A 26,593-nucleotide genomic window follows, 5' to 3' on the forward strand; every position below is an offset into this window, starting at 1 on the left:
GGGTTTTTTTGTCTATCTGTCCAAACCGGCGGTTTCGGGGGGGGGGGTCCGCCCCCGCCCCGGAACCCGGGCGCAGCTCACAGCCGCGGGTCGACCGGCTCCGACTCCAGCGCAAGCACCGCGAACACGGCCTCGTGGACCCGCCACAGCGGCTCCCCCTCGGCCAGCCGGTCCAGTGCCTCAAGGCCCAGTGCGTACTCGCGCAGCGCCAGCGACCGCTTGTGGCCCAGTGTCCGGCCGCGCAGCCGGGTCAGCTGGTCCTCGCGCGTGTACTCGGGGCCGTAGATGATCCGCAGATACTCCCGGCCTCGGACCTTGATCCCGGGCTGGACAAGTCGCCCCTTGCCGTCGCGTACCAGCGCGTCGAGCGGCTTGACGACCATGCCCTCGCCGCCCGCCGCGGTCAGCTCCAGCCACCAGTCGGTACCGACGCGTACGGACTGCTCGTCGGCGGTGTCCACGACGATACGGCGGGTGGTCTGGAGCAGCCCGGAGCCGGTGGCGGTGTCGGCCGCCACCAGCCGGTCCAGCCAGGCCAGTTGTGCGTCGTGCGGCACCGCCGCCAATGAGCGGCCCTGGCCCGCGAGGATCTGGAACGGGGCGAATCGCACGCCCTCCAGACCGTCCGTGGTCCAGCAGTAGCGGCGGTAGGCATCCGTGAACGCGGTCGCCGCCTCGGCCCGTTCGCGCTGCCGCTCCAGGAGCCCGCCGAGGTCCACTCCGCGTGCCGTGGCTGCCTCCAGAGCTGCCGTGGCCCCGGGGAACACCGCACCGGAGGCGGCGCCGACAGCCGCGTACTGCTTGCGCAGCAGGCCGGACGCCTTGAGGGACCAGGGCATCAGCTCGCCGTCCAGCAGCAGCCAGTCGGTCTCCAGCTCCTCCCACAGCCCGGCTCCGCTGATCGCCGTGCGCAGCCGTTCGAGCACCTCCTCGGTGACCCGGGGGTCGTCGAAGAAGGGGCGGCCGGTGCGGGTGTGCAGTGCGCCGGTCGCGCCGGTCGCGCCTTCCACACCGAAGCGGGTACGGGCCGCGTCCGCGTCGCGGCAGACCAGCGCGACCGCGCGGGAGCCCATGTGCTTCTCCTCGCACACCACCCGCCCGACGCCGTCGGCCCGGTACTGGGCGAAGGCTTCCGCCGGGTACTCCAGATAGCCCGCCTCCTGGGACGTGGCGGTCGGCGCCATGGTCGGCGGCAGATAGGCGAGCAGCCGCGGGTCGACCGCGAACCGGCTCATCACCTCCAGCGCCGCCGCGGCGTTCTCCTCGCGCACGGCGACCCGGCCCATCTGGCGGGTCTCCACGACACGGCGGCCGTGGACATCCGCCAGGTCCAGCGGGCGGCCCTGGTGTCCGCCGGGTGCCTCGGTGGCGAGCGGCCTGGTCGGCTCGTACCACACCTGCTCGGCGGGTACGTCCACGAGTTCGCGCTCCGGCCAGCGCAGCGCGGTCAGCTTGCCGCCGAAGACGGCGCCGGTGTCCAGGCAGATGGTGTTGTTGAGCCAGGACGCGGTGGGCACGGGGGTGTGGCCGTAGACCACGGCCGCCCTGCCCCGGTAGTCCTCGGCCCAGGGATAGCGCACGGGCAGGCCGAACTCGTCGGTCTCACCGGTGGTGTCACCGTAGAGCGCGTGCGAGCGCACCCGGCCGGAGGTACGGCCGTGGTACTTCTCGGGCAGACCGGCGTGGCAGACCACGAGCCTGCCCTCGTCCAGGACGTAGTGGCTGACGAGGCCCTCGATGAACTCGCGGGCCTGCTCGCGGAACCGCGGGTCCGCCGCGTCCTCGCGCTCGAACTGCTCGATGGTCTCGGCGAGGCCATGGGTGTGCTGGACCTGGCGGCCCTTCAGCCAGCGGCCCAGCTTGTTCTCGTGGTTGCCTGGCACACACAGGGCGTTGCCGGATGCCACCATGCCCATCACCCGGCGCAGCACTCCGGGGCTGTCGGGGCCCCGGTCCACGAGGTCGCCGACGAACACGGCGGTGCGGCCGTCGGGGTGTGCTCCGTCCCGGTAGCCGAGCTTGGCGAGCAGGGTGTCCAGCTCGGAGCGGCAGCCGTGGATGTCGCCGATGATGTCGAACGGTCCGGTCAGGTGCCGCAGGTCGTTGTAGCGCTTCTCCGGCACGATCCGCGCCGCTTCGACCTCCGCCACGCTGCGCAGGATGTGCACCTTGCGGAAGCCCTCGCGCTCCAGACCGCGCAGGGAGCGACGCAGCTCGCGACGGTGGCGTGCGATGACATGGCGCGGCATGCCGGCCCGGTCGGGGCGTGCCGCGTTGCGCTCGGCGCACACGTCCTCCGGGAGGTCCAGCACGATGGCCACGGGCAGCACGTCGTGCTCCCGGGCCAGCGCGATGAGCTGGCGGCGGCTCTCCTGCTGGACGCTGGTGGCGTCCACGACGGTGAGCCGGCCGGCGGCGAGGCGCTTGCCCGCGATGTAGTGCAGTACGTCGAAGGCGTCGCGGCTGGCACTCTGGTCGTTCTCGTCGTCTGCGACGAGGCCCCGGCAGAAGTCCGACGAGATGACCTCGGTGGGCTTGAAGTGTTTGCGGGCGAAGGTGGACTTGCCGGAGCCGGTGGCGCCGACGAGGACCACGAGGGAGAGATCGGGGACGGGCAGGACTCGTGGGGTCGCGTCCCCGCCGGAGCCGGTCTCCGCGCTGGTGCTGGTGCTGTCGTCCGCGCTGGTGGTGCTGGTCTCCGCGTTGGTGCTTTCGGTGTCACCGGTGGTCATGCCGCCACCTCCTTCTTCTTCTCCGTCTGCGTGGTCAGGGTGAACACCGCCATCTGGGTCGGTGCTCCGACCTCGGGGTCGTCGTCGCCGACGCCGGTGTGGCCCACCTCGTAGCCATGCCGGTCGGCGACCTGGGCGGCCCACTGCCGGAACTCCTCACGAGTCCACTCGAAGCGGTGGTCGCTGTGCCGGACATGCCCCGCGGGCAGGCTCTCCCAGCGCACGTTGTACTCGACGTTCGGCGTCGTCACGATCACCGTACGGGGGCGGGCGGAGCCGAAGACCGCGTACTCGAGGGCGGGCAGCCGAGGCAGGTCCAGGTGCTCGATGACCTCGCTGAGCACGGCGGCGTCGTGGCCCTTGAGCCGCTTGTCCGTGTACGTGAGGGAGCCCTGGATCAGGCTGATCCGGTCCGACTGGCGCTCTCCCATCCGGTCCAGCCTGAGCCTGCGCGCGGCGATGGTGAGGGCTCGTACGGACACGTCCACCCCCACGATCCGGGTGAACCTCGTGTCCTTCAGCAGCGCCTGCGCCAACTGGCCCTGTCCGCAGCCCAGGTCGAGCACGGTGGAGGCACCCGTCTCGCGCAGCGCCTCCAGGATCGCCGTACGCCGCTGTGCGGCCAGCGGGACGGGGCGCTCATCGGTGTCGGTGGTCTCGTCCACGGCGTTGTCGACGTCCTCCACCTCAAGGTCGTCGCTCTCGGCCAGCCGCACCAGTTCGAGGCGCTCCATGGCCTGCCGGGTCAGCCCCCAGCGCCGCGAAAGGTAGCGGCTGGTGATCAGCTTCTGCTCGGGGTGTTCGGCGAGCCAGCCGTCTCCGGCCCGCAGCAGCTTGTCGACCTCGTCGGGTGCGACCCAGTAGTGCTTGGCGTCATCGAGGACCGGGAGCAGCACATAGAGCTGCCGCAACGCGTCGGCGAGCCGCAACTCACCTTCCAGTACCAGGCGTACGTAACGCGACTCGCCCCACTCGGGGAAGCTCTCGTCCAGCGGCACGGGGTCGGCGTCGACCGTGCTCCAGCCGAGCGGCCCGAACAGCTTGCGCACCAGTTCGGCCCCACCGCGCGCCGGCAGCGCGGGCACCTCGACACGGAGCGGCAGCGGGGTCGCGGCCCGATCCGGCATCGCCTGGCACACCCCGCGCAGGGCGCTCTTGAAGACGGTGCTCATGGCGACGGACAGCAGCGAGGACGCCGCGTACGGCCGATCGTTGACGTACTGCGCCAGCGCGGAGTCGGGCGCGCCGCCGCGCCCCTTTCCCTTGCCGCGCCGTACCAGCGCCACGGGATCGACCTCCAGCAGCAGCGCCGCCGTGCATCGCTCTGCGGAGGCCTCGGGGTAGAGGACATGCGCGGTGCCGTGGGAGGTGGAGAACGTCTGCGCCTTGTCCGGGTGCTTGTGCAGCAGGAAGCCCAGGTCGGTGGCAGGACGCTCCGGGGTGCCGGTGGTGGAGATCGTCAGGAACACACGTCCGAGTATTGCCGGTGCGGCCTCTGCCTGACCAGGTGTTTTCCACAGCAACGGCCCGATGGAATGATCGTATGGTCAAGGCTGGCCCGCAGCGGGCAGCCGTCCGAGAGACGGAGTCGGTGAAGGAGCGGTCTTCGCTCCCGTATCCACCGTCTGACGTGGACAAGCCGTAGCCTGCCGCTGGGTGCCGCCTGCCGGTTCCCTGGCCTACCGGCCGCCGATGGCAACGGCCAGCTCCGCGATACGGTCCGGGCCCACGCGGCAGCAGCCGCCGATCAGCCGGGCACCGGCCGACTGCCAGGCGCGGGCCCGTGCCGGGTCGAAGGTGGCACCGCCGTACCAGTGGCCTGCCGCGGCGTTCCATTGCTCGCCGCTGTTTGGGTAGACGACGACCGGTTTTCCCGTCTCGCGGACCGCCAGCTCGACGGCGCGGTCCGCGTCGGCGGGATCGCAGCAGTTGACACCGACGGCGATCACCTGATCGTTTCCAGCGGCCAGGGCGAACGCCCTGACGAGGTCCTGCCCGGCCCGGGTGTGCTCGCCCGCAACGGTGTACGAGAGCCACACGGGCAGTTCCGTGTCCCCGGCGGCGGCGAGCAGGGCCTCGGCCTCGTCCGTGTCGGGCACGGTTTCCAGCGCGAGCGCGTCGGGCCGGGCGGCGGCGAGAGCCTTGATGCGGGGGCGGTGGAAGTCCGCCAGCTCCCGCACCGTGAGTCCGTAGCGGCCCCGGTATTCGCTCCCGTCCGCGAGCACGGCGCCGTACGGGCCCAGCGATGCCGCCACCCACACCTCCCGAGGCACACCGTCCGCCGCAACCCGAGCCAGTTCCACGCTGCGGGCCGGCAGCGCGGCGGCCTGGGAGCGGCTCACGCCGCGGCGGGCGAAGCCCTCGAAGGTCGCCTGGTAGCTGGAGGTGATGAGCACGTCCGCGCCCGCCCGCACATAGGCCGCGTGTGCGGCCTCGATCTGCTCGGGGCCGTCGGCGAGCAGCCGCGCCGACCAGAGATCGTCGGACAGGTCGCAGCCCTGTGCCTCCAACTGGTTGGACAGGCCCCCGTCGAGCACGAGCGGTCCTTCGGCGAGGGCTGCGGCGAGAGCGCGGACGGGCTTCATGGGGCTCAGCTCAGCTGGGTCTGGACCTGGGCGGCGATCAGTTCCAGGTGGTCGAGATCACGGAGGTCCAGGATCTGGAGATAGACCCGGGAGGAACCGATCTCCGCGTACCGGCCGAGCTTGTCCACGACCTCGGCGGGCGATCCGGCGAGCCCGTTGGCCTTGAGCTCGTCGGCCTCGCGTCCGATGGCGGCGGCGCGGCGGGCGACCTCCGCTTCGTCCCTGCCCACGCAGACGACAAGGGCGTTGGAGTAGCGCAGCTCGTCCGGCTCACGGCCGGCCTCCACGGCCGCTGCCCGCACACGGCCGAACTGGCGCTCGCTGTCCTCGATCGAAGCGAACGGGATGTTGAACTCGTCGGCGTAGCGCGCGGCCAGCCGCGGAGTGCGGGTCGCGCCGTGGCCGCCGATGAGCACGGGGACCATGTCCTGGGCGGGCTTGGGCAGCGCGGGCGAGTTCTCCAACTGGTAGTGGGTGCCTCGGTGGGTGAACGTCTTGCCGGCTTCCGTGGCCCACAGGCCGGTCACGATGGCCAGTTGCTCTTCGAGCCGGGCGAATTTCTCCTTGGGGAAAGGGATGCCGTATGCCTTGTGCTCCTCCTCGAACCAGCCCGCCCCCAGTCCCAGCTCGACCCGTCCACCCGACATCTGGTCCACCTGGGCCACCTGGATGGCGAGAACCCCGGGCAACCGGAAAGTGCCTGCCGTCATCAGGGTGCCGAGCCTGATCCGCTTGGTCTCACGGGCGAGTCCCGCGAGGGTGATCCAGGCATCGGTGGGCCCGGGCAGGCCATCGGCCGAGCCCATGCTCAGGTAGTGGTCGGACCGGAAGAAGGCGTCGAAGCCGAGGTCCTCGGTGGCCTTGGCAACCGTCAGCAGGGTGTCATAGGAAGCCCCTTGCTGGGGCTCGGTGAAGATGCGCAGATCCATGCCTCCATCCTGCACCTTCGTCCGCGCTTCAACCTTCTGACGGCCGGCGCCGCCCTCAGGTCGAGTCCGCGCGGCGGCGCGCCGTCACGGTGGGCTGGTGGCCGCGTCGGGACCGACCCGGCCGCGCTCGCGTGTGGAGAGTCTTCGGAGCATCGCCCGGACCCGGTCGCCCGACTCGTCCGTGGCGTCGATGGCTTCGATGCACTGCCAGTACAGCCCCTCCTCATCCGTCGCGCAGGCGACCCCGACCAGCGCTATGCCGACCTCCCCGAGCAGGTCGCTCAGCAGCATCAGCACACGCGGCGGATCGGAGACACCGGTGAGCTGCGCCGCGCGGGGAATGGCGGTGCGCGACAGCGGCACGTCGGGCGCACTGCCGGCGCGTCCGCCGCCCTCGCCGAGTGCCCGCGCCTCCCCTCTCAGCTCCTTGGGGCCGCACACGGACAGTTGACCGCCGATCGCCTGTGCGAGGGCCTCTGCCTGCCAGGCCTCCGCCACCACCTCCGCCGCGTCCTCGCACTGGGCGAGTGCGAGTCGGCCCGCCGCGATGAGTCGCTCCGCTTCCATGTACGCCGCCCCCGTTCGTACTGACTTTCCTTGACTGAGTCACTACCCAGAGTGAAGGCACTCCAAAGGAGACGCCAGAGGAATTCGGAAATCTGTGGACAGTAGGCCGCTTGTGGAAAGATCGTTCACTCCGTAGAGTGACGATCATGCTCCGCGGAACCGCGGTCGACTCGCTCGCCGCCGGAGCTCTCGGCACCGGACCGTTCGGCAGCGGGAAAACGCAACTCGTTCCGGTCGATCTTCGCGGCGAGCGCGGTCAGCGGGTCGATCCCGAGCACCTCGCAGAACTGGAGCAGATAGGCGAGGACATCCGCGACCTCGTCGGCCACCCGGTGCGCCTTCCCGGGGTCCTCCATGACCCGTGCGGACTCCTCTGGTGTCAACCACTGGAAAATCTCAACGAGTTCGGCCGCCTCGACCGTAAGTGCGACCGCCAGGTTCTTGGGGGTGTGGTACGGCCCCCAGTCACGAGCCGCAGCGAACTCCACCAGTCGGCGTCGCAGTGTATCCACGTCCAGTTCCGTCACGACACAGGTCTACCATCGTCACCCCTTCCAGCTCCCGTGCGAAAGCCCCGTCCCCGTTCACCGCGCCCACGAGACGCAGATGCCCGTCGGCGCAGACCGACGCGGCGAGCGAAGCGAGCCGGGCTGCCTGGTTCGGATCGAGGCAGCGGTCGAAGCCGTCGGCGATGACGGTGAGAGACTGCAGAGCCCCCGGGACCTCGGCCGCCTGGTCGACCGACAACACGCCCGGGCCGGTGAGCAGGACCAAGGCCAGGGCCAGATAGCGCAGTTCGCCGTCTCCGAGCCGTTGGAGCGGTGTGCCGGAGCCGGCCTCCGCGCGTCCGGGACCATCCTCCGCCCGGCAGAGGAACGCGCGCACCGAGCCGTCCGGGAGCTCCTCCGTACCCAGGCCGCTGACGACGCCCGCACAGCCGCCACCGGCCATCGAGGTCAGCCGCGTATGCCTGCGGGCGCACTCATGACGGGTGCGGTGCAGTACGGCGGCGAGATTGTCGCAGCCCGGGAGCAGCCGCCCGTCGCCCGGCCGCGCGGGTGCCCTCATCCGCAGGGGCTGGGGGTCGCAGGGGAACACCGCCCGCAGCGCCACCACCACCTGCTCGGCAGCCGCCAGCACCTGCCGCTGCCCGTCCGTGCGGCCCGCCACACGCAACGGCAGGAGTGCCGTGCCGAGCAGATCGTCGGGGAACGGCGCCCGGGTGACCCCCACGGCGCCCCCGGTATGCCAGGCGGCCTGGACCCGGCCGTGTCCGGGATCGCGCAATGCCGTGTTCAGCAGCACACGGTCGCCGCAAACCAATCGCTCGCCCACGATGCGTGGTTCGGGTTCTGCCTGCACGGCGAGGTCAAGCCGGACGGGGCCCGCCGCGCCCGAAACGGTGCAGCCGATCCGGAACCCCCGGCGCCCCTGGGTGTCTTCGCGGATACTCTCTGGAACGCAGCCCGCCGGATCGGGGAAGACCTGGGCGAGCTCCGCGCCCGCGGCGAGCGCGGCCAGCGCCTCGTAGGCCCGCAGCACACTCGACTTACCGCTCCCGCTCGGCCCCGCGAACAGCGTCACGGGCCCGAGCGGGAAGGTGCCACCACGGTGCGCGGCGAACGCGGAGAGCCTCAACTCGGTGACCACCGGACGGATGCTGAGCGAGTCCATGCGGGGGACGCTACGCACCATCCCGGACGCAAAACCGTTCCGCCGGGCGGGGGTTCCCACGAACGAGGGAGCGTGCCGCTCGACGTCCACGACGCGGCGGGGACCGCCTATCCGTGCGGTACGGCCGCGGCCGCCACCCCGTCGACCTCCGTGCCGACCGGGGCGAGCAGGAAGACGTTGCGGTCGACCCGGTGCATTCCACTACCGAGCCCGAAGACCACACCGCTGCTGAAGTCCAGGATGCGCTTGGCCACGTCGGGGTCGGCACTCGTGAGGTCCAGCAGCACCGGGATCTGTGCGATGAGGTGTTCGGCGACCTCCCGCGCGTCGGCGAACACCTGCACCCTGAGCACCACCATGCGGCGTTGCTCGGCCTCCGCCACGTAGGCTTCCTCGTAACCCTGCGGAATCGTGCGGTGGTCCACTCGCGACGGCCACTCGTTGCGACCGCGCAGTGGGACGACCTGAGCCAGGCCCTCCCACTGCTCGTCGGTCACGTCGTACCTCTCGTACCTGCTCATGGGGACCATCCTGACGCCCCTCACCCGTTCGGCCCAACTCCGACACGGGTTGTCGCTACACCACTTCGTCTATTCGTCTATTCACCGGTTCGTCGGTTCGTCACTTCGCCATGAGTTGCTTCAGCGCGATGTTCAGCTCCAGCACGTTGACGCGGGGCTCCCCGATGAAGCCGAGGGCGCGCGCCAGAGCGCGGCGGCCACGACAAGGCACCTCGCGAGCCGGCCGTCGAGCGGTCCGTTGACGGTGCTCATACGGCCACTGGCGGGTCCCTGACGAGGTCCATGCTCACGGTGTCGCCGGGTGGCCGCCCGGAAGCGGAGAGCGCAGGCCGGCCGGGGGCCGGGACCCCCGTGATCGGTCGGTCAGGAGTGGATCGCACCCGATGTCGCCGTCAAGGGCGCACCGCTACCGCCCCAGCGCAAGGCGATGATCTCCGCGGCGACGGAAACCGCCACCTCCTCCGGTGTACGGGCTCCCAGATCCAGCCCGACGGGTGAGCGCAGCCGGGCCAGTGCCTCCTCGCCGACACCGGTTGCCCGCAGGCGTTCCATACGGTCGTCGTGGGTGCGGCGGCTGCCCATCGCGCCGATGTACGCGGCCGGGCGGCGCAGGGCCTCCTCCAGCAGCGGTACATCGAACTTCGGATCGTGTGTCAGTACGCAGATGACGGTGCGGGAATCGGTCTCGGTGGCGCCCAGATAGCGGTGCGGCCACTCCACCACGACCTCCACGCCCTCGGGGAAGCGCCTGGGCGTGGCGAAGACGGGTCGCGCGTCGCACACCGTCACCCGGTACCCGAGGAAGCCGCCGATACGGGCGACGGCGGCGGCGTAGTCGATGGCGCCGAACACGAGCATTCGCGGCGGCGGGGCGAACGACTCCATGAACACGGCGACACCGTCCTCGCGGCGCTGCCCCTGGGGCCCGTAGTGCCGCGTGACGGTGGCGCCCTGGGCGAGCTCTCCGCGGGCGTCCGCGGTGACGGCGGCGTCGAGACCGGGCGTACCGAGCGTGCCCGCTGCCTCATCGGGCCAGACGGCGAGCGAGGCGCCGCGCTGCGCCGGGCCGTCCGTCACCACCGCCACCGTCACGGGCCGGTGGGATACGACCGATTCGGCCACGGCGCCGAAAGCCGGTTCGGCTTCAGGGGACACCCGGCGCACCAGTACGGTGATCTCGCCGCCGCAGGTCAGTCCGACGGCGAACGCGTCGTCGTCGCTGTAGCCGAAGGTCCGCAGCCGTGCCTCACCGTCGGCGACGACTTCCTGGGCGAGCTCGAAGACCGCCCCCTCCACGCATCCCCCGGACACACTGCCCACGACCTCGTCGTCAGGGCCCACCGCCATCGCCGCACCGGGTCCACGGGGCGCGCTGCGGTTCACGGCGACGACGGTGGCCAGGCCGAAGGGCCGGCCCGTCGCGTACCACCGGGCCAGCGCCGGCAGAATCTCGCGCATCCTCCGCTCCTCCCACGGGGTCCCCGGCATCGGGTCCATGGTCCATGGTCCGCTGACGCGGCTCCCGCCGCGACGCGGCCGGGCGGCGGAAAACGCGAAAGAGGGGCGGGCCAAAGGACCCGCCCCTCCTCCACCCTCAGGCTGTCACATCGTCGCCTTGGGCGTGGCGTGCGGTGCGCATGTCACATCGGCGCTGTCCACCGTCCCGCTGAGCAGGTAGGTGTCCACGCGATCGTTGACGCACGGGTTGACCAGGCCGGTCACACCGTGCGAGCCGGCGTCCTTCTCGGTGATCAGACGGGAGCCCTTGAGGCGCTTGTGCAGCTCGACGGCGCCTTCGTAGGGGGTGGCGGCGTCGCGCTCCGACTGCACGATGAGCACCGGCGGCAGCCCCTTGCCGGTGCGCACCTGCAACGGGGTGTGCTGCTTCGCCGACCAGGTGGCACAGGGCAGGTTCATCCAGGCGTTGGACCAGGTCATGAACGGGTTGTCCTTGTGCAGCCGGGTGTTGTCGCGGTCCCACCGCTTCCAACTGGTGGGCCACTTGGCGTCGGCGCACTCGACGGCGGTGTAGACGGCGTTGCCGTTCTCCGCCGAGATGTTGCCCGCGGTGTCCGACATATCCGGGGCGGCGGCGTCGATCAGCGCCTGCTGGTCACCCGCGAGGTACTTGCTCCAGGTCTGGGCGACGGGCACCCAGGCGGAGTCGTAGTACGGGGCGCTCTGGAAGAACCCGATGAGCTCGGCCGGGCCCACGACCCCACCGAGCGGGCTCTTCTTGGCGGTTGCCCGCAGCGTGAGCCACTGCTGCTCGACCTTCTCCGGGGTGTCCCCGATGTGGAAGACGGAGTCGTTCTTGGCGACCCACGCCTTCCAGTCGTCCCAGCGGGTCTGGAACGCGACGTCCTGGTCGAGGTTCGCCTGGTACCAGACCTTCTTGCGGGATGGGTTGACCACGCTGTCGACGATCATACGCCTTACGTGGTCCGGGAAGAGCGTGGCGTAGACCGCGCCGAGGTACGTGCCGTAGGAGACGCCCAGGAAGTTGAGCTTCTTCTCGTGCAGGGCGGCCCGGATGACATCCAGGTCGCGCGCGGTGTTGGGCGTCGTCATGTGCGGCAGCATCCAGCCGCTGCGCTCGGCGCAGCCGTCCGCGTACTCGGCGGCGAGCTTGCGCTGTGCGCGCTTGTCAGCCTCGCTGTCAGGCACCGGGTCGAGCTTCGGGGCCTTGACGAACTCCTGGGGATCGACACAGGAGATGGGCGTGGAGTGGCCGACGCCGCGCGGGTCGAAGCCCACGAAGTCATACGCCTTGGAGGCCTTGGCCCACAGCGGGTTCTTGTTGGTGACCCTGGTCGGGAAGCGCATCCCGGAGCCCCCGGGGCCACCCGGGTTGTAGAGCAGCGCGCCCTGGCGCTCCTCCTTGGTGCCCGTGTTGCCGATCCGGTTCACAGCGATCCTGATCTGCTTGCCGGTCGGGCGTGCGTAGTCGAGCGGAACGCTCACATAGCCGCACTGGATGGGCTTGGCGAAGCCCCAGTCCTCCGGGCAGTCGGCCCAGCCGATGCCCTTGGCGGCCGCCCGCTCCGCCGCGATCCGGACGCCGTACGCCTCGGGTATTCCGTGGCCGCGGCTTTCGGCGGTGGCCGCCGGTGCCATGATGGCGCCCGCTATGAGGCTGCCCGCGACCAGCGTGCCGGCCGAACCGAGCACTGCAGTGCGTCTCACCTTGAACCCTCCCCTGGTGGTGTGGAGTTGTACTGGGTGATCCTTTCGCGCCAGGTGCGGCTCGGAACAGGTCGGACTTGTGTTCTTTACCGAACCCATAACCGGTGCGGAAAGTACCGCTCAGCGGTGCACAACCCGCGGGCAGGTTGTGTACGCGGCCGAGGAGGGCCTCGTCGAGGGCACGGACGGGAACGGCAGGGCCGGAGGCCAGGTCGCGGGCGGGCCCCGGCTGTGTCGTAGTCGACTTCACGTGCCCTACGGTGAGTAACGCTGCACGGAGTGCTCAAGCAAGGTGTCCGGGCCGGGTGTTCTTTGGCCGGGTGGTGGCGGGACGACCGTGCGGAAGGCGAGCCAGGGGGTCGGCGCACCTCGTCACGGCGGCTTCCGGTGGCCAGGCTGGATCAGGGCGGATGAGGTGCCGCCGTGGAAAGCGTGGTACGGGAGGGAGCACTGTGATCGCGCCATGTGCCGAGGAGAGATCCAAGCGGGGGCCGGCGGCTCGTGCCCGGCTGCGGCTGCTGGCCGACCAGCGCGGTGAGGCACGGGATACCGGCGACGCTCGACCCGCACGGGACACGGACACGGAGGCAGCCGAGGCGGCTCTGGTGAAGGAGCTCGCTGCCGTGCTGTTCGCCTCATTCACGAGGAAGGACCAGCGGGAGAAGGGCGAGCAGTACCTGAACGGACTGCTGAGGACGCACGGCCGGAAGTCCATCCGCCGTATCGCCGCCGCGGTCGGAGGACCGGCCGCGGAACAGAGTCTGCACCACTTCATCTGCAGCTCCACCTGGGAGTGGATGCCGGTACGCGAGGCTCTGGCCGCCTATCTGGAGGATGTCCGGCCGTCCCGAGCGTGGGTGGTGCGGTCCATGCCGATCCCCAAGGCGGGCAAGCAGTCGGTGGGGGTTGACCGGATGTTCGATCCGTGCCTGGGGCAGGCCTTCAACGGGCAGCAGGCGTTCGGGGTGTGGCAGGCGTCGGAGGCGTTCAGCACGCCGGTGCACTGGCGGCTGCGGCTGCCGGACGTATGGGTACGGGACGCGGGGAGGCGACGGCGTGCGGAGATCCCGGACGGCATCGGCGCGCAGTCCGGCGAGGAGTGCGCGGCGGCGGCGCTGCTGGAATCGCTGAGCGCTTGGCGGATGCCGGTGCGGCCGGTGGTGCTCCATCCGCACATCAGCGATCTACCGGCCATCATCGGCCGGTTCACCCGCGCCGGGATTCCGGTCATCGCACAGGTCGCGGACGCTGCAGCCGCGTCCCCGCTCACGGTGCGCGCACCCGCGCTGCCCGGATACGGCGGCGGCCCGCGGAGCGCACGGGCCATCCTGGACTCGGTCAGGGGCCTGCGCGGTCCGGTCGAGTGGACCGACCTGGCGGCGCCGTCGTTCGACCGCCGCACCTCGCTGGCCGTGGCCGTCCCCGTGGGTCCCGTGCACGGTTCGTATCCCGTCGGGACCGCGCGGGCCGGTTCGTATCCCGTCCGGCCCGTGCTGCCCGGTCCGCGTCACGCCGCGAACGCCGTACGAGGCGGCGATGAGCTGGTACTGCTCGGGGAGTGGGCCGATCCGCGGCAGGCGCCGGTGTCGGTCTGGGCCACCAACATGACGTCCGTACCGGCCAGCGCCCTGCTGCGTTTGACCAAGCTGGCCGACCGCACGAGCAGGGATCTGGCGGACGTGGGGGAACGCGTGGGGTTGAAGGACTTCGAAGGGCGGTCCTTCCGGGGCTGGCACCGGCACCTCACCCTCGCCTCCACGGCGCACGCCGTCGCCGCGCTCGCTGGGCGGCGCGATCACCGTGCGACGGGCTATGCCTCGCGGTCGGCTTGAGCGCGCTGCGCCTCCCCCGGCCGTCGGTACACCGCCTGCTGGGCCCGCCGTAGGCGCAGCGCCAGCTGAATCTCCAGAGCCTGGGCGGGCTCCTGCCACTGGGGGCCGAGGAGTTCGGTGATGCGGTCCAACCGGCGCGCGACGGTGTTGGTGTGCACATGCAGTTGCTGCGCCGCGCGGGTCGGGCTGCCGCCCGCCGTGAAGTACGCCTCCAGGGTGCGGACGAGCTCCGTGGAACGTCCGCTGTCGTAGTCGAGCACGGCGCCCAGGGCGTTGGCGACGAAGGCGTCGGCGTCATGCTCGTCGGAGAGCAGCAGTCCGAGGAAGCCGAGGTCGCCGGGTGATGCCGTGCCACCGGTGCGACCGAGTGCGACAAGCGTGTCGAGGCATCGGCGTGCCTCCTGGTACACCTTGCCGACCGACGACAGCTCTGCGGTCGGACCCGCCGCCCCCACCGAGACGGGATGCCCTAGCAGCGGTGACAGTTCCCCTGCCGCCGCACGGGCCGCCGCCGACGCGTCCGTACCGGGGATGAGCAGCACCAGGCAGTCACCCCGCACGGTCTTGAGCCCGCCGTGCCGGTAGGCGTACGAGGAGGCCCACACGGCTGACTCGCCCTGTTTACCGCCCTCGGGTCGGACGATCAGCACAAGGTGCGGCCCGGTGGGTTCGATGCCCAGCCTGCGGACCCGCTCCGCGAGACGGCGGGGTGACTCCGGGGTGCCGGCGAGCAGTTCTTCCAGGCATTCGTCACGTGCGGGACCTGCCGCGGCCCCGGCGCTGTGCCCGAGTAGCAGGACGAGTGCGAGCGTCTGAGCCGTGGCGTACAGCAGCCCTTTGTCCTCTTCCGTGAGGGAGTCCGGTGCGGGGTGCGGTGCGGGGTGCGGTGCGGGGGCCTGCGCGGGGTCCGCGGCTGGTTCCACGCGGCCCGTGTGCGCGCCCGACGTCACCGGCCGTCGGAACAGCAGGGCGCCGGGAGCCTCGACCCCGGTGGTGACATGGGTGGCCCACACCCCGGAGCCATCGTCGCCGGTCACCGTCACGGGCGCCCCCGCGGCATGGGAGTCGACCAGCGCCCGGACCACCGATGCCGCGTCAGGTTGCGGGAGTTCGCCAGTGGCGGCCAGTGTCCTGCCTTCCGCGTCCCGCAGCACCAGGGTGCCGTCCAGTGCTGCGGCCGCCGCCTTGGTGACGTCGTGCAGTGCACCGCCCTCCAGAACCAGGTCCATGAGCCGTTTCTGGGTGGCGGTCAGGCGGTCCGTGCGGGCCAGTGCCGAGGTGAGGCGCACGTTCTCCGACTGCGCGTCGGCGAGTTCGGTCTCGATCCGGGCCCTGCGCCTGGTGGCCTCGATTGCGGATGACGACAGCACGGCGAGCGAGCGCATCAGACTGATCTCGTCCGGGGTGAAGTGGCGGATCTCGCGGGACGCCCCGTACAGCGCGCCGATGGCCGCGCCACTGTGGATCAAGGGCACGACGAGCACCGCGTGCAACCCTTCGGAGATCACGACCTCGTCGATGTCCGGGGAGTGGGGGAAACGGCCGTCGGCGAGGTAGTCGGCGGTCCAGAAGGGTGCCTGCTTGCTCTGGGCGTACTCACCGAGGCCGAAGCCCCGGCCCAGTTCGAGCCCGACACTCAGCGCGTTCGTCTCGCCGTCCGACTTGTGCACGTACGAGCCACCACTCGGAAGGCGCAGGCTGACATAGGCCATATCGAAGTTCAGCAACCGCCTGGCGTGGCTGGTGATCACATGGAACAGCCCGTCCAGGTCATCCGTGCACGACGCCAGTTCCTGTGTGGTGTCGACGAGAGCGGCGAGTCCCGCCTCGCGTCTGCGCCGCTGCTCGGCGGTGGCGCGCACATCGAGGGCGAGCCGCACCGCACGCTCCAACCGTCGCAGCCGTTCCTGGGGCAGCGGATGCTGACGTGCCGTTCGAAGGAGTTCGTCGAAGCGACTGGACGGCGCCTCGCGGGCGAGGAGTTCGAGGACGGCCAGCGCGTCGGCGTCCGGGGACCCGTCGTCCGGGTTCACCGTGCTCATCTGGTGTCCCCCAAACAAGAGTCAAGATCATTCACTTGGAGCCTAAGTTCCGTGTTTGCGATGGTCAAGCGAGGTTTCCCAGTCCAGGGTCCGGAAGGTGTGCCGCGAGCACCTTCTCACCGGGATTCTGTGGTGCTCAGAGCACCTTCCGAGGGTTACCCGGCTGGGAAACCATTGATCGGGGTGTCGGCATACGCGGCACCCCACCGTTATGCAAGGGGTGGGAATGACAGAACACGGGAGCTACCTCAGGTCGCTGGAGCGAAGCAGACGGTCCCTCACCCGTGAGGACAGGCCGGATGTCTTCACCATGGCGGGGCGGGACTGGGACCTGCTGGACGGCGTGTTCGCTCCGCCCTTCTCGGCCACGACCGGGGTCGCCCTGGACGTCCTGGGCCTGACCGGGGACGACGAGCCCCGCTACCGCTCAGGGGGCTCGTTCCTGGAGATCGGGGCGGGCACCGGAATCATCGCGGTGTCGGCGGCACTGGCCGGCTGCACGCGCGTGGTCGCCGCGGACATCAGCACGGCGGCGGTACGGAACACGCGACTGAACGCACAACGGCACGGTGTCAGCGCCCGGTTGCGGGCCGCTCACAGCGATCTGTTCGCGGGACTCGACCCGGACGAGCGCTTCGACACCGTGTACTGGCACTCCAACTTCGTACTGGCACCACCGGACTACCGCTACGAAACGGAGCACGAGGCCGCCTACATCGATCCGGGCTACCAGGCGCACCGGCGCTATCTGGCCGAGGCACCGGGGCTGCTGACCGAGGGCGGTTCGGCGCTGCTGCAGTTCAGCGACCGCGGCGACCTGGGTCTGCTGCACGACATGGCCGACGCCTGCGGACACAAGCTCGTGGTCCGGGACCGGCGCCGCTTCCTCGAAGGCAGCGGCGAGGAGCTGGAGCACATCCTGTTCGAGATCCGGGGCTGACCGTGCGCACCCTGCTGATCGACAACTACGACTCCTTCACCTACAACCTCTGCCACCAGATCGCCGAGGTGAGCGGGACCTGGCCGGTCGTTCTGCGCAATGACGACCCCGAATGGCACCCGGGGCTGCTGGACTCGTTCGACAACGTCGTCATCTCGCCCGGTCCCGGAAACCCGGCGGTGGTGGCGGACTTCGGGATCTGCCGGGAGGTCATCGAGCACACGCCGATACCGCTGCTGGGGGTGTGCCTCGGGCACCAGGGGCTCGCCCTGGCGCACGGAGCCAAGGTGACGCGTGCGCCGGAGCCGCGCCATGGGCGACTCTCGGCGGTGACGCACCGGGGTCTGGGCTTGTTCGCCGGGCTGCCGTCGCCGTTCGATGTGGTGCGGTACCACTCGCTGGCGGTGTCGGACCTGCCCGACGAGCTGGAGGCCGTCGCCTGGGCCCCGGAGGACGGGGTCGTCATGGCGGTGGAGCACCGGGAGCGTCCGATGTGGGGGCTTCAGTTCCACCCCGAGTCGATCCTGACCAGTCACGGACATGAGCTGATGGGCAACTTCATGCGGCTGACGCGGGCATGGAGTGGCGGCGCACCGGCGTCACGGGGGATCCGGCCTCAGCCCGCTCAACGCGTCCAGCAGGACCAGCAGGACCAGCAGGACCAGCAGGACCAGCAGGACCAGCAGGCGATGAACGTCCGAGCGGTGCAGGCGGTTCCACAACGGGCGGCTCCCACACGCCACTTGCGCGTCCTGGCCGAGGCACTCCCGACCCGCTGGGACGACGAGGTGGCCTTCGACCGCCTCTTCCGCTCGGGACCGTACGCCTTCTGGCTCGACAGCGGCACATCCGGCGACACCTCGGAACCGGACCACCCCGCCGATGCCGACGTCGGCCGCTTCTCGGTCATGGGGGACGCCTCCGGGCCGCTGGCCCGAGTGGCGAAAGCCGATGTCCCCAGCCGCACGGTCACCGTCCGCTCCGCAGACGACACCCAGGTCGTCTGGGGCGCCTTCCTCGACTGGCTGGACGCGGACCTGCGGTCCATCCGCACCGAAGTCCCCTCGCTACCCTGCGACTTCGCACTGGGCTGGGTCGGCTATCTCGGCTACGAGCTCAAGGCCGAGTGTGGCGGCGAAGTCACACACCGGTCCGATGACGCCGACGCAGTCATGGTGTTCGCCGACCGCGCGGTGGTCTTCGACCACATCACCCGGACCACCTACCTCCTCGCCCTGGCCGAGGGCGGCGACGAGAGCGCCGCCCGCGCTTGGCTGCGCACCACGGCGGAAGCCCTGGAGTCGGCGGCGGGCGTCCCCTCGGCACCCGCGGCCCCCGAAGCCGTCGACCACGGGAGCCCGGCACTCTCCGAGATCCGGTTGCGTCACGAACACGACGCGTACCTCGGACTGATCGCCCACGCCCAGGAGCAGATCGCGGCGGGTGAGACATACGAGGTGTGTCTCACCAACATGGCTGAGGTACGGGGCACGCTCGACCCCTGGGAGGGCTACCGGCTGCTGCGCCGCCACAGCCCGGCGCCGTACGGGGCGCTGCTGGGCTTCGGCGCGCTGGCGGTGCTGAGCACCTCCCCCGAGCGCTTTCTGCGGGTCGGCGCCGACGGCACCGCCGAGTCCCGCCCCATCAAGGGCACCCGACCGCGCGGGGCGACGGCCGCCGAGGACGCCGCGCTCGTGGCGGAGCTCCGGACGGACGAGAAGGACCGTGCGGAGAACCTGATGATCGTCGACCTGGTGCGCAACGACCTCGGGCGGTGCGCCGAGAGCGGATCGGTCGAAGCCGGTGACATCTTCCGGGTCGAGACGTACGCGACCGTCCATCAGCTGGTCAGCCCGGTTCGCGCGCGACTGCGCGCCGACCGGACCGCCGTGGACGTGGTGCGCTCCTGCTTCCCGGCAGGCTCCATGACCGGGGCGCCGAAGGTCCGGACGATGCGGATCATCGACAGCTTGGAAGCGGGGCCGCGCGGGGTGTATTCCGGGGCCATCGGCTACTTCTCGCTGACGGGTGCCGCCGATCTGAGCGTGGTGATCAGGACCGCCCTGGTCACACCCGACCGGGTGCGCTACGGAGTCGGCGGAGCGGTGATCGCCCTGTCCGACCCCGAGGCCGAGTACGAGGAGACGGCGGTGAAGGCGGGGCCGTTGCTGGCGCTGACGAGCCGGGGATTCCCCGCGAGCGTGCGATGAGACGATCCTGGGAAGGCACGTCCGCGGCGAACGCCGCGCGGCACTGAGGTGGCCGTCCGGGCCGGCCACCACGCTTTCCCAGACGGCACTCGCTCCTCCCCTGTCGTCCTCGCTCACCCCGTCCACCCGGTTCGGCCCTGCTCAGACCCGCCGGATTCCGTTCAGTCCCCGGCGAGGGAGACCTCGGTGGCCTTGATCAGGGCCACCACGGGCGACCCGACCGTGAGCCCCAGGTCGGCGACGGCCTCCTTGGTGACGGCGCTCGTCAGTTCGCCTCCGTCCACACGCAGTCTGACCCCGGCCATGGCACCACCGGTGACGATGTCCGTGATGAACCCGGGTAGCTGGTTGCGGATGCTGATGCCTTCGACGGGTGCGGTGGCCAGCGCCACCTCGGTGGACTTCACCAGCACACGCACGGTGGAACCTTCGGTGAGTCCGAGGTCCCGCATCGCGTCCGCGGTGATCGCGGCGGTGATGTCCTGACCGCCGGAGAGGCGGACCTTGACCGCCGCCATGACCTCGCCGGAGGCGATGCCGGTGATGGTGCCGGGGATCTGATTGCGGATGCTCAGGCTCATGGGGGCGCGCCTTCGGTTGCGGAAACTCGTGTCTCCGGATGTAACCAGGGGCACCGGCCGGGCGGCGGTCAGGCACACCAAGAGCAGCGCACAACCCCGTCGCTTGGCACATCCTCCAAGCCTCCACTGAACCGTTTGGCATCTGCGCCGGATATTCCTGTGATCACTTGCAGATGCCAGGAGAATCGCTCTACGGTGTGGCATATGCAGTCCTACACCATCGGGCAAGCGGCCCGCCTGCTCGGTGTCAGTCCCGACACCGCGCGCCGCTGGGCTGACGCCGGCCGGGTCGCCACCCATCGCGACGACAGCGGGCGCCGCCTGATCGACGGGCGTGATCTGGCCGCGTTCTCCATCGAGATCGGCCAGGGTGGCGGCAGCGGGGACGACGACGTCGCCTACACCTCGGCGCGCAACGCGTTCCCCGGCATCGTCACCGCCGTCAAGCTCGGCGATGTCGCGGCGCAGGTGGAGATCCAGGCCGGCCCGCACCGTCTTGTCTCACTCCTGACCCGGGAGGCCGTGGAGGAACTGGGCCTGGAGGTCGGCATGCAGGCCACCGCCCGCGTGAAGTCGACCAACGTGCACATCGATCGCATCTGACCTCGCACAGTCAAGGGAGCTCCCTACTGATGTCCCCGCTCTCCCGTTTCTCCTCTACCGTCGCCGCCGGCGGCCGCAACGCGACGGCTGCCGCCGTCACGGCCGCCGCCCTGCTCATGTCACTCACCGCCTGCGCCGGCGACACGGACAAGGAGAGCGCGGGTGCCCCGGGTACCGCGTCCACCTCCACCGCCCCCAAGGGGGATCTGACGGTGCTGGCCGCTTCCTCGCTGACCGACGTCTTCAAGAAGGCCGGCGCCGCGTACGAGAGGGAGCACCCGGGCACCAAGCTCACCTTCTCGTTCGCCGGCTCCCAGGAACTGGTGGCCCAGGTGCGGCAGGGCGCGCCCGCGGACGTACTGGTCACCGCCGACACCAAGAGCATGGACAAGGTGAAGGCGGACACCGGCACTCCGGCGATCATCGCCAAGAACCGCCTGGTGATCGCCACCGCCGAGGGCAACCCGAAGAAGATCGGCGGCCTGAGGGACCTGGCCGGCAGCGACCTCAAGGTGGTGCTGGCCGCTCCCGAGGTCCCCGCGGGCAAGTACAGCGACCGGATCCTCGACGCCCAGAAGATCACGGTGAAGCCGGTCTCCCTGGAGCCCAACGTCCGCGCGGTGCTGAGCAAGGTCGAACTGGGCGAGGCCGACGCGGGCCTGGTCTACAAGACCGATGCCGAAAGCGCATCGGACAAGGTCGACGCTGTGGCCATCCCCGACGCCCAGAACGCCATCGCCCAGTATCCGGCGGCGACCCTGAAGGAGTCGAAGCACGCCGAGGCGGCTGCGGCGTTCGTCGCCTGGCTGTCCACGCCCGAGGCCCGGAAGATCCTCCAGGAGGCGGGCTTCCAGCAGCCGTAGCAGGAGCGGCACCACCTACACGGCACGACGGCACATGCGACGGAGCACGCGGCGCGTGCCGGCAGGCGAGGGGTCAACCATGGGGTACCGGCGATGAAACGGATCCGCGGACGCGCGTCCGGGCGGCCCCCGGCGCCCCTCGCCCTGGCGGTGCCCGCGCTGGCCGCCGTCGCGTTTCTGCTGCTGCCACTGGTCGCGATCCTGGTACGCACCCCGTGGAGCGAGCTGACGGACCATCTCACCAGCCCCGGGACCACCGAGGCACTGACGCTCTCACTGATCGTGTCGTTCTGGGCGCTCGGCATCTCCCTGGTGCTGGGGGTGCCCCTGGCGTGGGTACTGGCCCGGGTGCCGTTCCCCGGCAAGGCGTTCGTACGCTCGCTCGTCCTGCTGCCGATGGTGCTGCCGCCCACCGTCGGCGGTGTCGCGCTGCTGCTCGCGTTCGGCCGTCGTGGGCTCATCGGGTCCTGGCTGGAGGAGACTTTCGGTATCACACTGCCGTTTCACACCTCGGGCGCCGTGCTCGCCGCGACCTTCGTGGCCATGCCCTTCCTGGTGATCAGCCTGGAGGGAGCGCTGGGCGGGTTGCGACCGCGCTACGAGGAGACCGCCGCCTCGCTCGGCGCCTCTCCGGTGCGGGTGTTCTTCAGCGTCACCCTGCCGATGGTGGCCCCCGGGCTGGTCGCCGGTGCGGCCCTCACCTGGGCTCGTGCGCTGGGTGAGTTCGGTGCCACGATCACTTTCGCGGGCAATCTGCCCGGTGTCACCCAGACGCTGCCGCTGGAGGTCTTCCTGCTGCTGCAGGACGAGCCGGAGGCGGCGACCTCGGTCTCCCTCCTGCTGCTCGCCATCGCGATGGTGGTGCTGATCGCTCTGCGCGGCCGCTGGAGCAGCACACCGGTGGGCGGGACGCCGGTGCCCGGGCCCACGGCGACGGACGGTGCCACGGAGCAGCCGCCCCTTCCCACGGCCGGGCCGGGCCCGGCCGCGGAACCCACACCAGCACCGGACAGCGGCGGACAGTGGGCGCTGCACGCCGAGTTCAGCGGGTTCACCCGCCTCACCCTCGATGCCGAGCCGGGCACCACCATCGCCGTCGTCGGCCCCAACGGAGCTGGGAAGACCACGCTGCTACGTGCCCTGCTCGGGTTCACGCCCCGCGCCCACGCACAGCTCACCCTGGGCGGTACGGATGTCACCGGGCTCCCCCCGCACCGTAGGACGGTGGCCTGGGTGCCGCAGGATGGCGCGCTCTTCCCGCACATGACCGCACTCGCCAACACCGCGTACGGGCTCAGGGCCCGGGGCACCTCGCGTACCGGGGCCCGCCGAATCGCACAGCACTGGCTCGACCGCCTCCAGGTGGGCCATCTCGCGCACCGCAAACCGGCGCAGCTCTCCGGTGGACAGGCCGGCCGGGTAGCCCTGGCCCGCGCCCTGGCCGCCCGCCCCCGGCTGCTGCTCCTGGATGAACCGCTCGCCGCGCTCGACCAGACCACCCGCGCGCATGTGCGCCACACCCTGCGCAGCCATCTGGAGGGGTTCGGCGGGGTCTGCCTGATCGTCACCCACGATCCCGTGGAAGCCGTCTCACTCGCCGACCGGGTGCTCGTCCTGGACGGTGGCCGTGCCCTCCAGGACGCCCCGCCCAGCGAGGTCACCCGGCATCCGCGCTCCCCCTGGGTCGCCCGGATGCTCGGACGCAACGCCTGGCCGGGCATCGCGACCGCCCACGGGCTGCGCCTCTCGGACGGCGGGACGCTCGTCGTCGCCGAACCGCTGCCCGAGGGGTCCGAGTGCCTCGCCGTGATCGCCCCCGAAGCGGTGTCGGTCCACCGCGAGCGGCCGACCGGCAGCCCGCGCAATGTCTGGCCGGGTACGGTCCGCGAGATCACCGCCAGCGGCAGCCGGTTGCGCGTACTGATCACGTCCGGGCAGGGACAGGCGCCGGATGTCGTCGCCGAGATCACCCCGGCGGCAGCGGCCGAGCTGTCCATCGCCGACGGGGTGCGGGTCTGGACCAGTGTGAAGGCGACCGAGGTGACGGTCGTACCGCTGTGAGGTCTCGACGGCGGTGCCGGGCTGCTGCACTGGTCCGGCTGTCGCACGGCGATCCGCTCGTCGCGTCGGCGGTACGCCGTAACCCCCGCCCACCCGGCCGTCGTCGACGTCTCCTGCACTGCCGTACCGCGTTCGCACGGTCATGATCAGAATCTGGTGGCGAGCCCCGTCAACGTCACCCCGACCAGGCGATCGGCAGGGAGACAAGACCCCCCAGGAAGTTGGAGTACACGCGCCGCGCCGGTCCCGCCGCCTCCATGGTGCCCACCATCCGCCGCAGGTCGTCCAGTACGGCCCCGATCTCGGCGCGGGCGAGGAAGGCGCCGAGGCAGAAGTGCGTCCCGTAGGCGAACGTCAGATGCCGGTTCGGCTGCCGGGACAGCAGGAGCCGGTCCGGGTCGGTGAAGACGTCACCGTCCCGGTTGGCGGAAGCGTTCCACAGAGTGACGATGTCCCCCTTCTTGATGGTCCGGCCGTGCAGGGCGATGTCCGCTCCAGCGGTACGCCCGGCGTGCAAGGTCGGTGTCGTCCAGCGCAGCACCTCCTCGACGGCGGTCTCCGTGGTGATCCGCCCGGACCTGAAGGCGTCCCACTGGGCTGGTGCGTCCAGCAGCGCGGCCACGCCTCCCACGAGTGCGAGGCGGGTGGTCTCGTCGCCGCCGAGCATCAGGCTGTAGCAGTTGAAGATCACTTCCTCGTCCGTCAACCGCCTGCCGTGGACGGTGCACTGGGTGAGGAGGCTGACGATGTCATCGCCGGGGCTCTCGCGCCGCCGCGCCGCGAGATCGGAGAAGTACAGCAGGATCTCGCCCCTGGACACCCACGCGTTCCGCCGCAGCGCGTCATCGCTGTGCGAGCCGAGGGCCGATGAGGTCATGTCGAGCAATCGCCGCCGGTCGAGGGGCGGTACGTCCAGTAGGTCGCAGATCGCCCGAAGCGGCAGCAGTCCCGCGATGTCCGAGGCGAAGTCGCACCGTCCTCGTTCCAGGAACTCGGTGACCAGCTCGCGTGAGGCGGTGCGGATGCTGTCGACCACCCCGGACAGCGCACGCGGGGAGAACGCCTTCATCAGGGTGCCGCGCAGTGCGGTGTGGTGGGGACCGTCCATGAGGGGCAGCATCATTCCCGCCGCGGAGTCGCCGCCGTTCAGGAGGGTGTCCAACACGTTCCCCCGGTCCGAGCGGAACCGCTGGGTGTCCCGGTAGGCCGCGGACACGTCGTGGTAGCGCGTCAGGACCCAGAAGCCGGGGCGGGCGCCCCGGGGCGGCTGCCAGTGCAGTGGCTCCTTCTCACGCAGACGGCGCCAGAGTGCGGTGAGGTCCCGCTCGGCGTGCGGCCTGGGGTCCGCGAGGTCGATCTCCGAGGGGTCGGCGTCCTCGTACTGCTCCCCGATCATGCGGATGCATCCCCTTCGACAACTTCGATCGCTTCGACGGGTTCGACGGGTTCGACGGGTTCGATGGGTTCGGCTGCATCGATGGATCCGGCTGCATCGGCGGTGTGGTCGGCCAGGTGGTCGAGAGCCTCCAGCCAGCGGTCGGCAAGATCGTCGACCAGGTGCTGCTCCAGCAGACCGGACGCGTACGCCCAGGTGATGTGCAGCTCCGGGCCGCCCGTCCGCTGAAGCGCGACGGCGGACACCTCCAGGGGGTGGGTGAGCGGCATGTCCGGGTCGCCGCCGCTGCTTACCGCCGCGGCTTCGGGCGCGAGTGCCCAGTCGGTGTCGTCGGGACGGGCGAACCTGCCGAGGTAGTTGAAGAGGATCCGCCCCCGGGGCAGCCGCTCCAGCACGGGTGCGGTGTCCGGGTTCAGATAGCGCAGCAGACCGTAGCCGATTCCCTTGTCCGGCATGGCGTCCAGTTGGTCCCGTACGGCGTGCAGGGCATCGGCCGGGTCGCGGCGCCGGGTGTCGAGGCGGACGGGGAACATGCTGGTGAACCAGCCGACAGTGGCGGAGATGTCCAGCTCGTCCGCGATGTCGTCCGCCATCTCCTCACGGCCGTGGCCCTCCACATCCACCAGGAACGGCGCGGTGCTCTCCGGGAAGTACGCTGCGCGCCAGCCCCGTACCGCGAGGCCCAGCGCCGCGAGCAGCACCGCGTTGACCCCGGTGCCGAGACGTGCGGGCAGCCGCGTCAGCAGGGCTTCCGTGCGGGCTGCGGACAGCACCCGGGTGACGGTCTCCTGGGTGCTCAGGACATCGCGGCCGGGCAGGAGTGCGGCACCGTCGAACAGCTCGCCGGTGCCCTCCAGCACCCCGGTCCAGTAGGGGAGTTCGCCGGACCGGTCGAGTGCGTTCTTCTCCAGTCGGCCGCCCCACTCCATGAACGAGACCGCGGGCCTCAGCGGCTCGACCGCCGGCTGGGTCCAGGCGTTGCGCAGGTCCTGGATCAGGATCCGCCAGGAGACACCGTCCACGGACAGGTGGTTGACCAGGAGCAGCAAGCGTCCGGGGTTCCCGGGTCCCGCGTCGAACCACACGGCCTGGAGCATGTTGCCGGTGTCCGGTGCGAGCCGCCGCCGCGCCAGGTCGGCCTGGACGCGCAGCGTACGCTCCCACTCCGCCTCTCCTCCGCCGTCACGGATACCGGTGCCGGCGCTGATGCCGTCGACCGGTACACGGAGGACGCTCCCGTCCGCCGTGACAGTGCCGGGCGGCAGGATGTCGAGCCGCCATTCCGGGGTGCGGCGCAGGCGCATCCGCAGGGTGTCATGCCGGTCGAGCAGCGACTGGAGGATCGCCCGCAGTCGCGGCAGCTCCAGGTCGGCGGGGGTACGGACGAGTACGTACTGGTGGAAGCCGCCGACCGGGCCGCCTCGGTCTCGCTGCCACCGGAGGATCGGAGTGAGCGGTACGGGGCCGGCCGGCTCGGGGTTCGAGAGCGCGTCGGCGTGATTCGCCGACGTCGGCGAGGCCGAGGCGGCCGCCGCCGAACCCTCCCCCGGTATACCGGCCTCGACGCCGGGCTTCGCCTTGGGTGGGCGCAGGCGTGCGTGTGCGGCCAGTGCCGCGACGGTCTTGTGCCGGAACACCTCACGGGCGGTGATCACCACACCCTTGGCACGGGCCCTGGACACCAGGCGGATCGAGCCGATGCTGTCGCCGCCGAGTTCGAAGAAGTCGGCATCGACACCGACCCGTTCGCGCCCCAGCAACTCGGCGAACAGACCGCACAACAACTCCTCCACCGCATTACCCGGCCCCCGCGACCCACCCTCCTCCCCCACCCCGTCACAACCATCCACACCCGGCACCGGAAGCGCCGC

Annotated in this window: 20 protein-coding genes and 1 pseudogene; 6 read left to right on the forward strand and 15 right to left on the reverse strand. The window is 70.8% G+C overall.

All coding sequences use genetic code 11. From position 1 onward, the window contains the following. Positions 1-77: 77 nt before the first annotated feature. The 11 genes and pseudogenes from ACFWI9_RS16270 to ACFWI9_RS16320 form a co-directional block, all read right to left on the reverse strand. On the reverse strand, positions 78-2,732 hold the full coding sequence (locus ACFWI9_RS16270; RefSeq protein ID WP_387162426.1) for a polynucleotide kinase-phosphatase: 2,655 nt from the start codon (positions 2,730-2,732) through the stop codon (positions 78-80). Continuing rightward, complete coding sequence (locus tag ACFWI9_RS16275; RefSeq protein WP_387162428.1) at positions 2,729-4,201, reverse strand: 3' terminal RNA ribose 2'-O-methyltransferase Hen1; 1,473 nt, start codon at positions 4,199-4,201, stop codon at positions 2,729-2,731. Before ACFWI9_RS16275 ends, ACFWI9_RS16270 begins: the two co-directional genes overlap by 4 nt. Positions 4,202-4,411: 210 nt before the next feature. Beyond that, positions 4,412-5,317, reverse strand: a complete 906-nt coding sequence (mmuM, locus tag ACFWI9_RS16280; RefSeq protein WP_387162429.1) for a homocysteine S-methyltransferase — start codon at positions 5,315-5,317, stop codon at positions 4,412-4,414. Positions 5,318-5,322: 5 nt separating this feature from the next. Beyond that, positions 5,323-6,246 carry an LLM class F420-dependent oxidoreductase gene (locus ACFWI9_RS16285; RefSeq protein WP_387162431.1) on the reverse strand — a complete coding sequence of 308 codons (924 nt, stop codon included), beginning with the start codon at positions 6,244-6,246 and terminating at the stop codon, positions 5,323-5,325. Positions 6,247-6,330: 84 nt separating this feature from the next. Continuing rightward, entirely contained in the window at positions 6,331-6,813 is a 483-nt protein-coding gene (locus ACFWI9_RS16290) for a DUF6099 family protein (RefSeq protein WP_387162432.1), read from the reverse strand. 125 nt (positions 6,814-6,938) lie between these two features. After that, positions 6,939-7,340, reverse strand: a complete 402-nt coding sequence (locus ACFWI9_RS16295; protein ID WP_387162433.1) for a nucleotide pyrophosphohydrolase — start codon at positions 7,338-7,340, stop codon at positions 6,939-6,941. Further along, positions 7,279-8,487, reverse strand: a complete 1,209-nt coding sequence (locus ACFWI9_RS16300; RefSeq protein ID WP_387162435.1) for an ATP-binding protein — start codon at positions 8,485-8,487, stop codon at positions 7,279-7,281. Before ACFWI9_RS16300 ends, ACFWI9_RS16295 begins: the two co-directional genes overlap by 62 nt. Before the next feature lie 107 nt (positions 8,488-8,594). After that, positions 8,595-9,008 carry a cell division protein SepF gene (locus ACFWI9_RS16305; RefSeq protein ID WP_387162437.1) on the reverse strand — a complete coding sequence of 138 codons (414 nt, stop codon included), beginning with the start codon at positions 9,006-9,008 and terminating at the stop codon, positions 8,595-8,597. Positions 9,009-9,108: 100 nt separating this feature from the next. Then, positions 9,109-9,189 (reverse strand): annotated as a pseudogene (locus tag ACFWI9_RS16310) (potassium-transporting ATPase subunit C); the annotation flags it as partial. 182 nt (positions 9,190-9,371) lie between these two features. After that, entirely contained in the window at positions 9,372-10,466 is a 1,095-nt protein-coding gene (locus ACFWI9_RS16315; RefSeq protein ID WP_387162438.1) for an XdhC family protein, read from the reverse strand. 144 nt (positions 10,467-10,610) lie between these two features. After that, a complete protein-coding gene (locus ACFWI9_RS16320) occupies positions 10,611-12,194 on the reverse strand; it encodes an alpha/beta hydrolase (protein ID WP_387162440.1) in 1,584 nt (527 codons plus the stop codon). A gap of 452 nt (positions 12,195-12,646) precedes the next feature. Here ACFWI9_RS16320 and ACFWI9_RS16325 point away from each other — a divergent pair, with 452 nt between their 5' ends. Then, positions 12,647-14,026 carry an IS701 family transposase gene (locus ACFWI9_RS16325; protein WP_387162441.1) on the forward strand — a complete coding sequence of 460 codons (1,380 nt, stop codon included), beginning with the start codon at positions 12,647-12,649 and terminating at the stop codon, positions 14,024-14,026. Here ACFWI9_RS16325 and ACFWI9_RS16330 read toward each other — a convergent pair. Next, on the reverse strand, positions 14,005-16,068 hold the full coding sequence (locus tag ACFWI9_RS16330) for a helix-turn-helix domain-containing protein (RefSeq protein ID WP_387162443.1): 2,064 nt from the start codon (positions 16,066-16,068) through the stop codon (positions 14,005-14,007). The genes ACFWI9_RS16325 and ACFWI9_RS16330 overlap by 22 nt on opposite strands. A gap of 226 nt (positions 16,069-16,294) precedes the next feature. Between ACFWI9_RS16330 and ACFWI9_RS16335 the strand changes: the two genes are divergently transcribed. Together ACFWI9_RS16335 and pabB are read left to right on the forward strand one after the other, a co-directional pair. Beyond that, the gene (locus ACFWI9_RS16335; protein ID WP_387162445.1) at positions 16,295-17,008 is read left to right on the forward strand and encodes a 50S ribosomal protein L11 methyltransferase; all 714 of its coding nucleotides are present in this window, start codon (positions 16,295-16,297) and stop codon (positions 17,006-17,008) included. A gap of 2 nt (positions 17,009-17,010) precedes the next feature. Continuing rightward, complete coding sequence (gene pabB, locus ACFWI9_RS16340; RefSeq protein WP_387162446.1) at positions 17,011-19,218, forward strand: aminodeoxychorismate synthase component I; 2,208 nt, start codon at positions 17,011-17,013, stop codon at positions 19,216-19,218. 161 nt (positions 19,219-19,379) lie between these two features. On the opposite strand, the gene ACFWI9_RS16345 is transcribed toward pabB, so the two are convergent. Next, positions 19,380-19,799: a molybdopterin-binding protein gene (locus ACFWI9_RS16345; protein WP_387162448.1), complete on the reverse strand. Its 420-nt coding sequence runs from the start codon at positions 19,797-19,799 to the stop codon at positions 19,380-19,382. Between the two features lie 204 nt (positions 19,800-20,003). Between ACFWI9_RS16345 and ACFWI9_RS16350 the strand changes: the two genes are divergently transcribed. The 3 genes from ACFWI9_RS16350 to ACFWI9_RS16360 all read left to right on the forward strand — a co-directional run bounded on the left by ACFWI9_RS16350 (position 20,004) and on the right by ACFWI9_RS16360 (position 23,326). Next, positions 20,004-20,402: a molybdopterin-binding protein gene (locus tag ACFWI9_RS16350; protein ID WP_387162449.1), complete on the forward strand. Its 399-nt coding sequence runs from the start codon at positions 20,004-20,006 to the stop codon at positions 20,400-20,402. A gap of 29 nt (positions 20,403-20,431) precedes the next feature. Then, a complete protein-coding gene (gene modA / locus ACFWI9_RS16355) occupies positions 20,432-21,265 on the forward strand; it encodes a molybdate ABC transporter substrate-binding protein (RefSeq protein WP_387162450.1) in 834 nt (277 codons plus the stop codon). 93 nt (positions 21,266-21,358) lie between these two features. Continuing rightward, entirely contained in the window at positions 21,359-23,326 is a 1,968-nt protein-coding gene (locus ACFWI9_RS16360; protein WP_387162452.1) for an ABC transporter permease, read from the forward strand. A gap of 175 nt (positions 23,327-23,501) precedes the next feature. Here the strand turns inward: ACFWI9_RS16360 and ACFWI9_RS16365 are convergent, their stop codons facing one another. Together ACFWI9_RS16365 and ACFWI9_RS16370 are read right to left on the reverse strand one after the other, a co-directional pair. After that, positions 23,502-24,722 carry a cytochrome P450 gene (locus tag ACFWI9_RS16365; protein ID WP_387162453.1) on the reverse strand — a complete coding sequence of 407 codons (1,221 nt, stop codon included), beginning with the start codon at positions 24,720-24,722 and terminating at the stop codon, positions 23,502-23,504. Beyond that, positions 24,719-26,593, reverse strand: a 1,875-nt coding sequence (locus ACFWI9_RS16370) for a condensation domain-containing protein (protein WP_387162454.1), incomplete at its 5' end; no start/stop codon positions are given. The genes ACFWI9_RS16365 and ACFWI9_RS16370, both read right to left, overlap by 4 nt.

Origin of the sequence: Streptomyces sp. NPDC127084, assembly GCF_042724175.1 — a bacterium.
Classification (GTDB): Bacteria; Actinomycetota; Actinomycetes; order Streptomycetales; family Streptomycetaceae; genus Streptomyces.

Bases quoted from the DNA above. Each gene is read 5' to 3' on its own strand.
- ACFWI9_RS16350 (WP_387162449.1), top strand. From the start codon at position 20,004: ATGCAGTCCTACACCATCGGGCAAGCGGCCCGCCTGCTCGGTGTCAGT.
- ACFWI9_RS16315 (WP_387162438.1), bottom strand. From the start codon at position 10,466: ATGCGCGAGATTCTGCCGGCGCTGGCCCGGTGGTACGCGACGGGCCGG.
- ACFWI9_RS16345 (WP_387162448.1), bottom strand. From the start codon at position 19,799: ATGAGCCTGAGCATCCGCAATCAGATCCCCGGCACCATCACCGGCATC.
- ACFWI9_RS16330 (WP_387162443.1), bottom strand. From the start codon at position 16,068: ATGAGCACGGTGAACCCGGACGACGGGTCCCCGGACGCCGACGCGCTG.
- ACFWI9_RS16270 (WP_387162426.1), bottom strand. From the start codon at position 2,732: ATGACCACCGGTGACACCGAAAGCACCAACGCGGAGACCAGCACCACC.
- ACFWI9_RS16360 (WP_387162452.1), top strand. From the start codon at position 21,359: ATGAAACGGATCCGCGGACGCGCGTCCGGGCGGCCCCCGGCGCCCCTC.
- mmuM (WP_387162429.1), bottom strand. From the start codon at position 5,317: ATGAAGCCCGTCCGCGCTCTCGCCGCAGCCCTCGCCGAAGGACCGCTC.
- modA (WP_387162450.1), top strand. From the start codon at position 20,432: ATGTCCCCGCTCTCCCGTTTCTCCTCTACCGTCGCCGCCGGCGGCCGC.
- ACFWI9_RS16300 (WP_387162435.1), bottom strand. From the start codon at position 8,487: ATGGACTCGCTCAGCATCCGTCCGGTGGTCACCGAGTTGAGGCTCTCC.
- ACFWI9_RS16365 (WP_387162453.1), bottom strand. From the start codon at position 24,722: ATGATCGGGGAGCAGTACGAGGACGCCGACCCCTCGGAGATCGACCTC.
- ACFWI9_RS16285 (WP_387162431.1), bottom strand. From the start codon at position 6,246: ATGGATCTGCGCATCTTCACCGAGCCCCAGCAAGGGGCTTCCTATGAC.
- ACFWI9_RS16305 (WP_387162437.1), bottom strand. From the start codon at position 9,008: ATGAGCAGGTACGAGAGGTACGACGTGACCGACGAGCAGTGGGAGGGC.
- ACFWI9_RS16335 (WP_387162445.1), top strand. From the start codon at position 16,295: ATGACAGAACACGGGAGCTACCTCAGGTCGCTGGAGCGAAGCAGACGG.
- ACFWI9_RS16290 (WP_387162432.1), bottom strand. From the start codon at position 6,813: ATGGAAGCGGAGCGACTCATCGCGGCGGGCCGACTCGCACTCGCCCAG.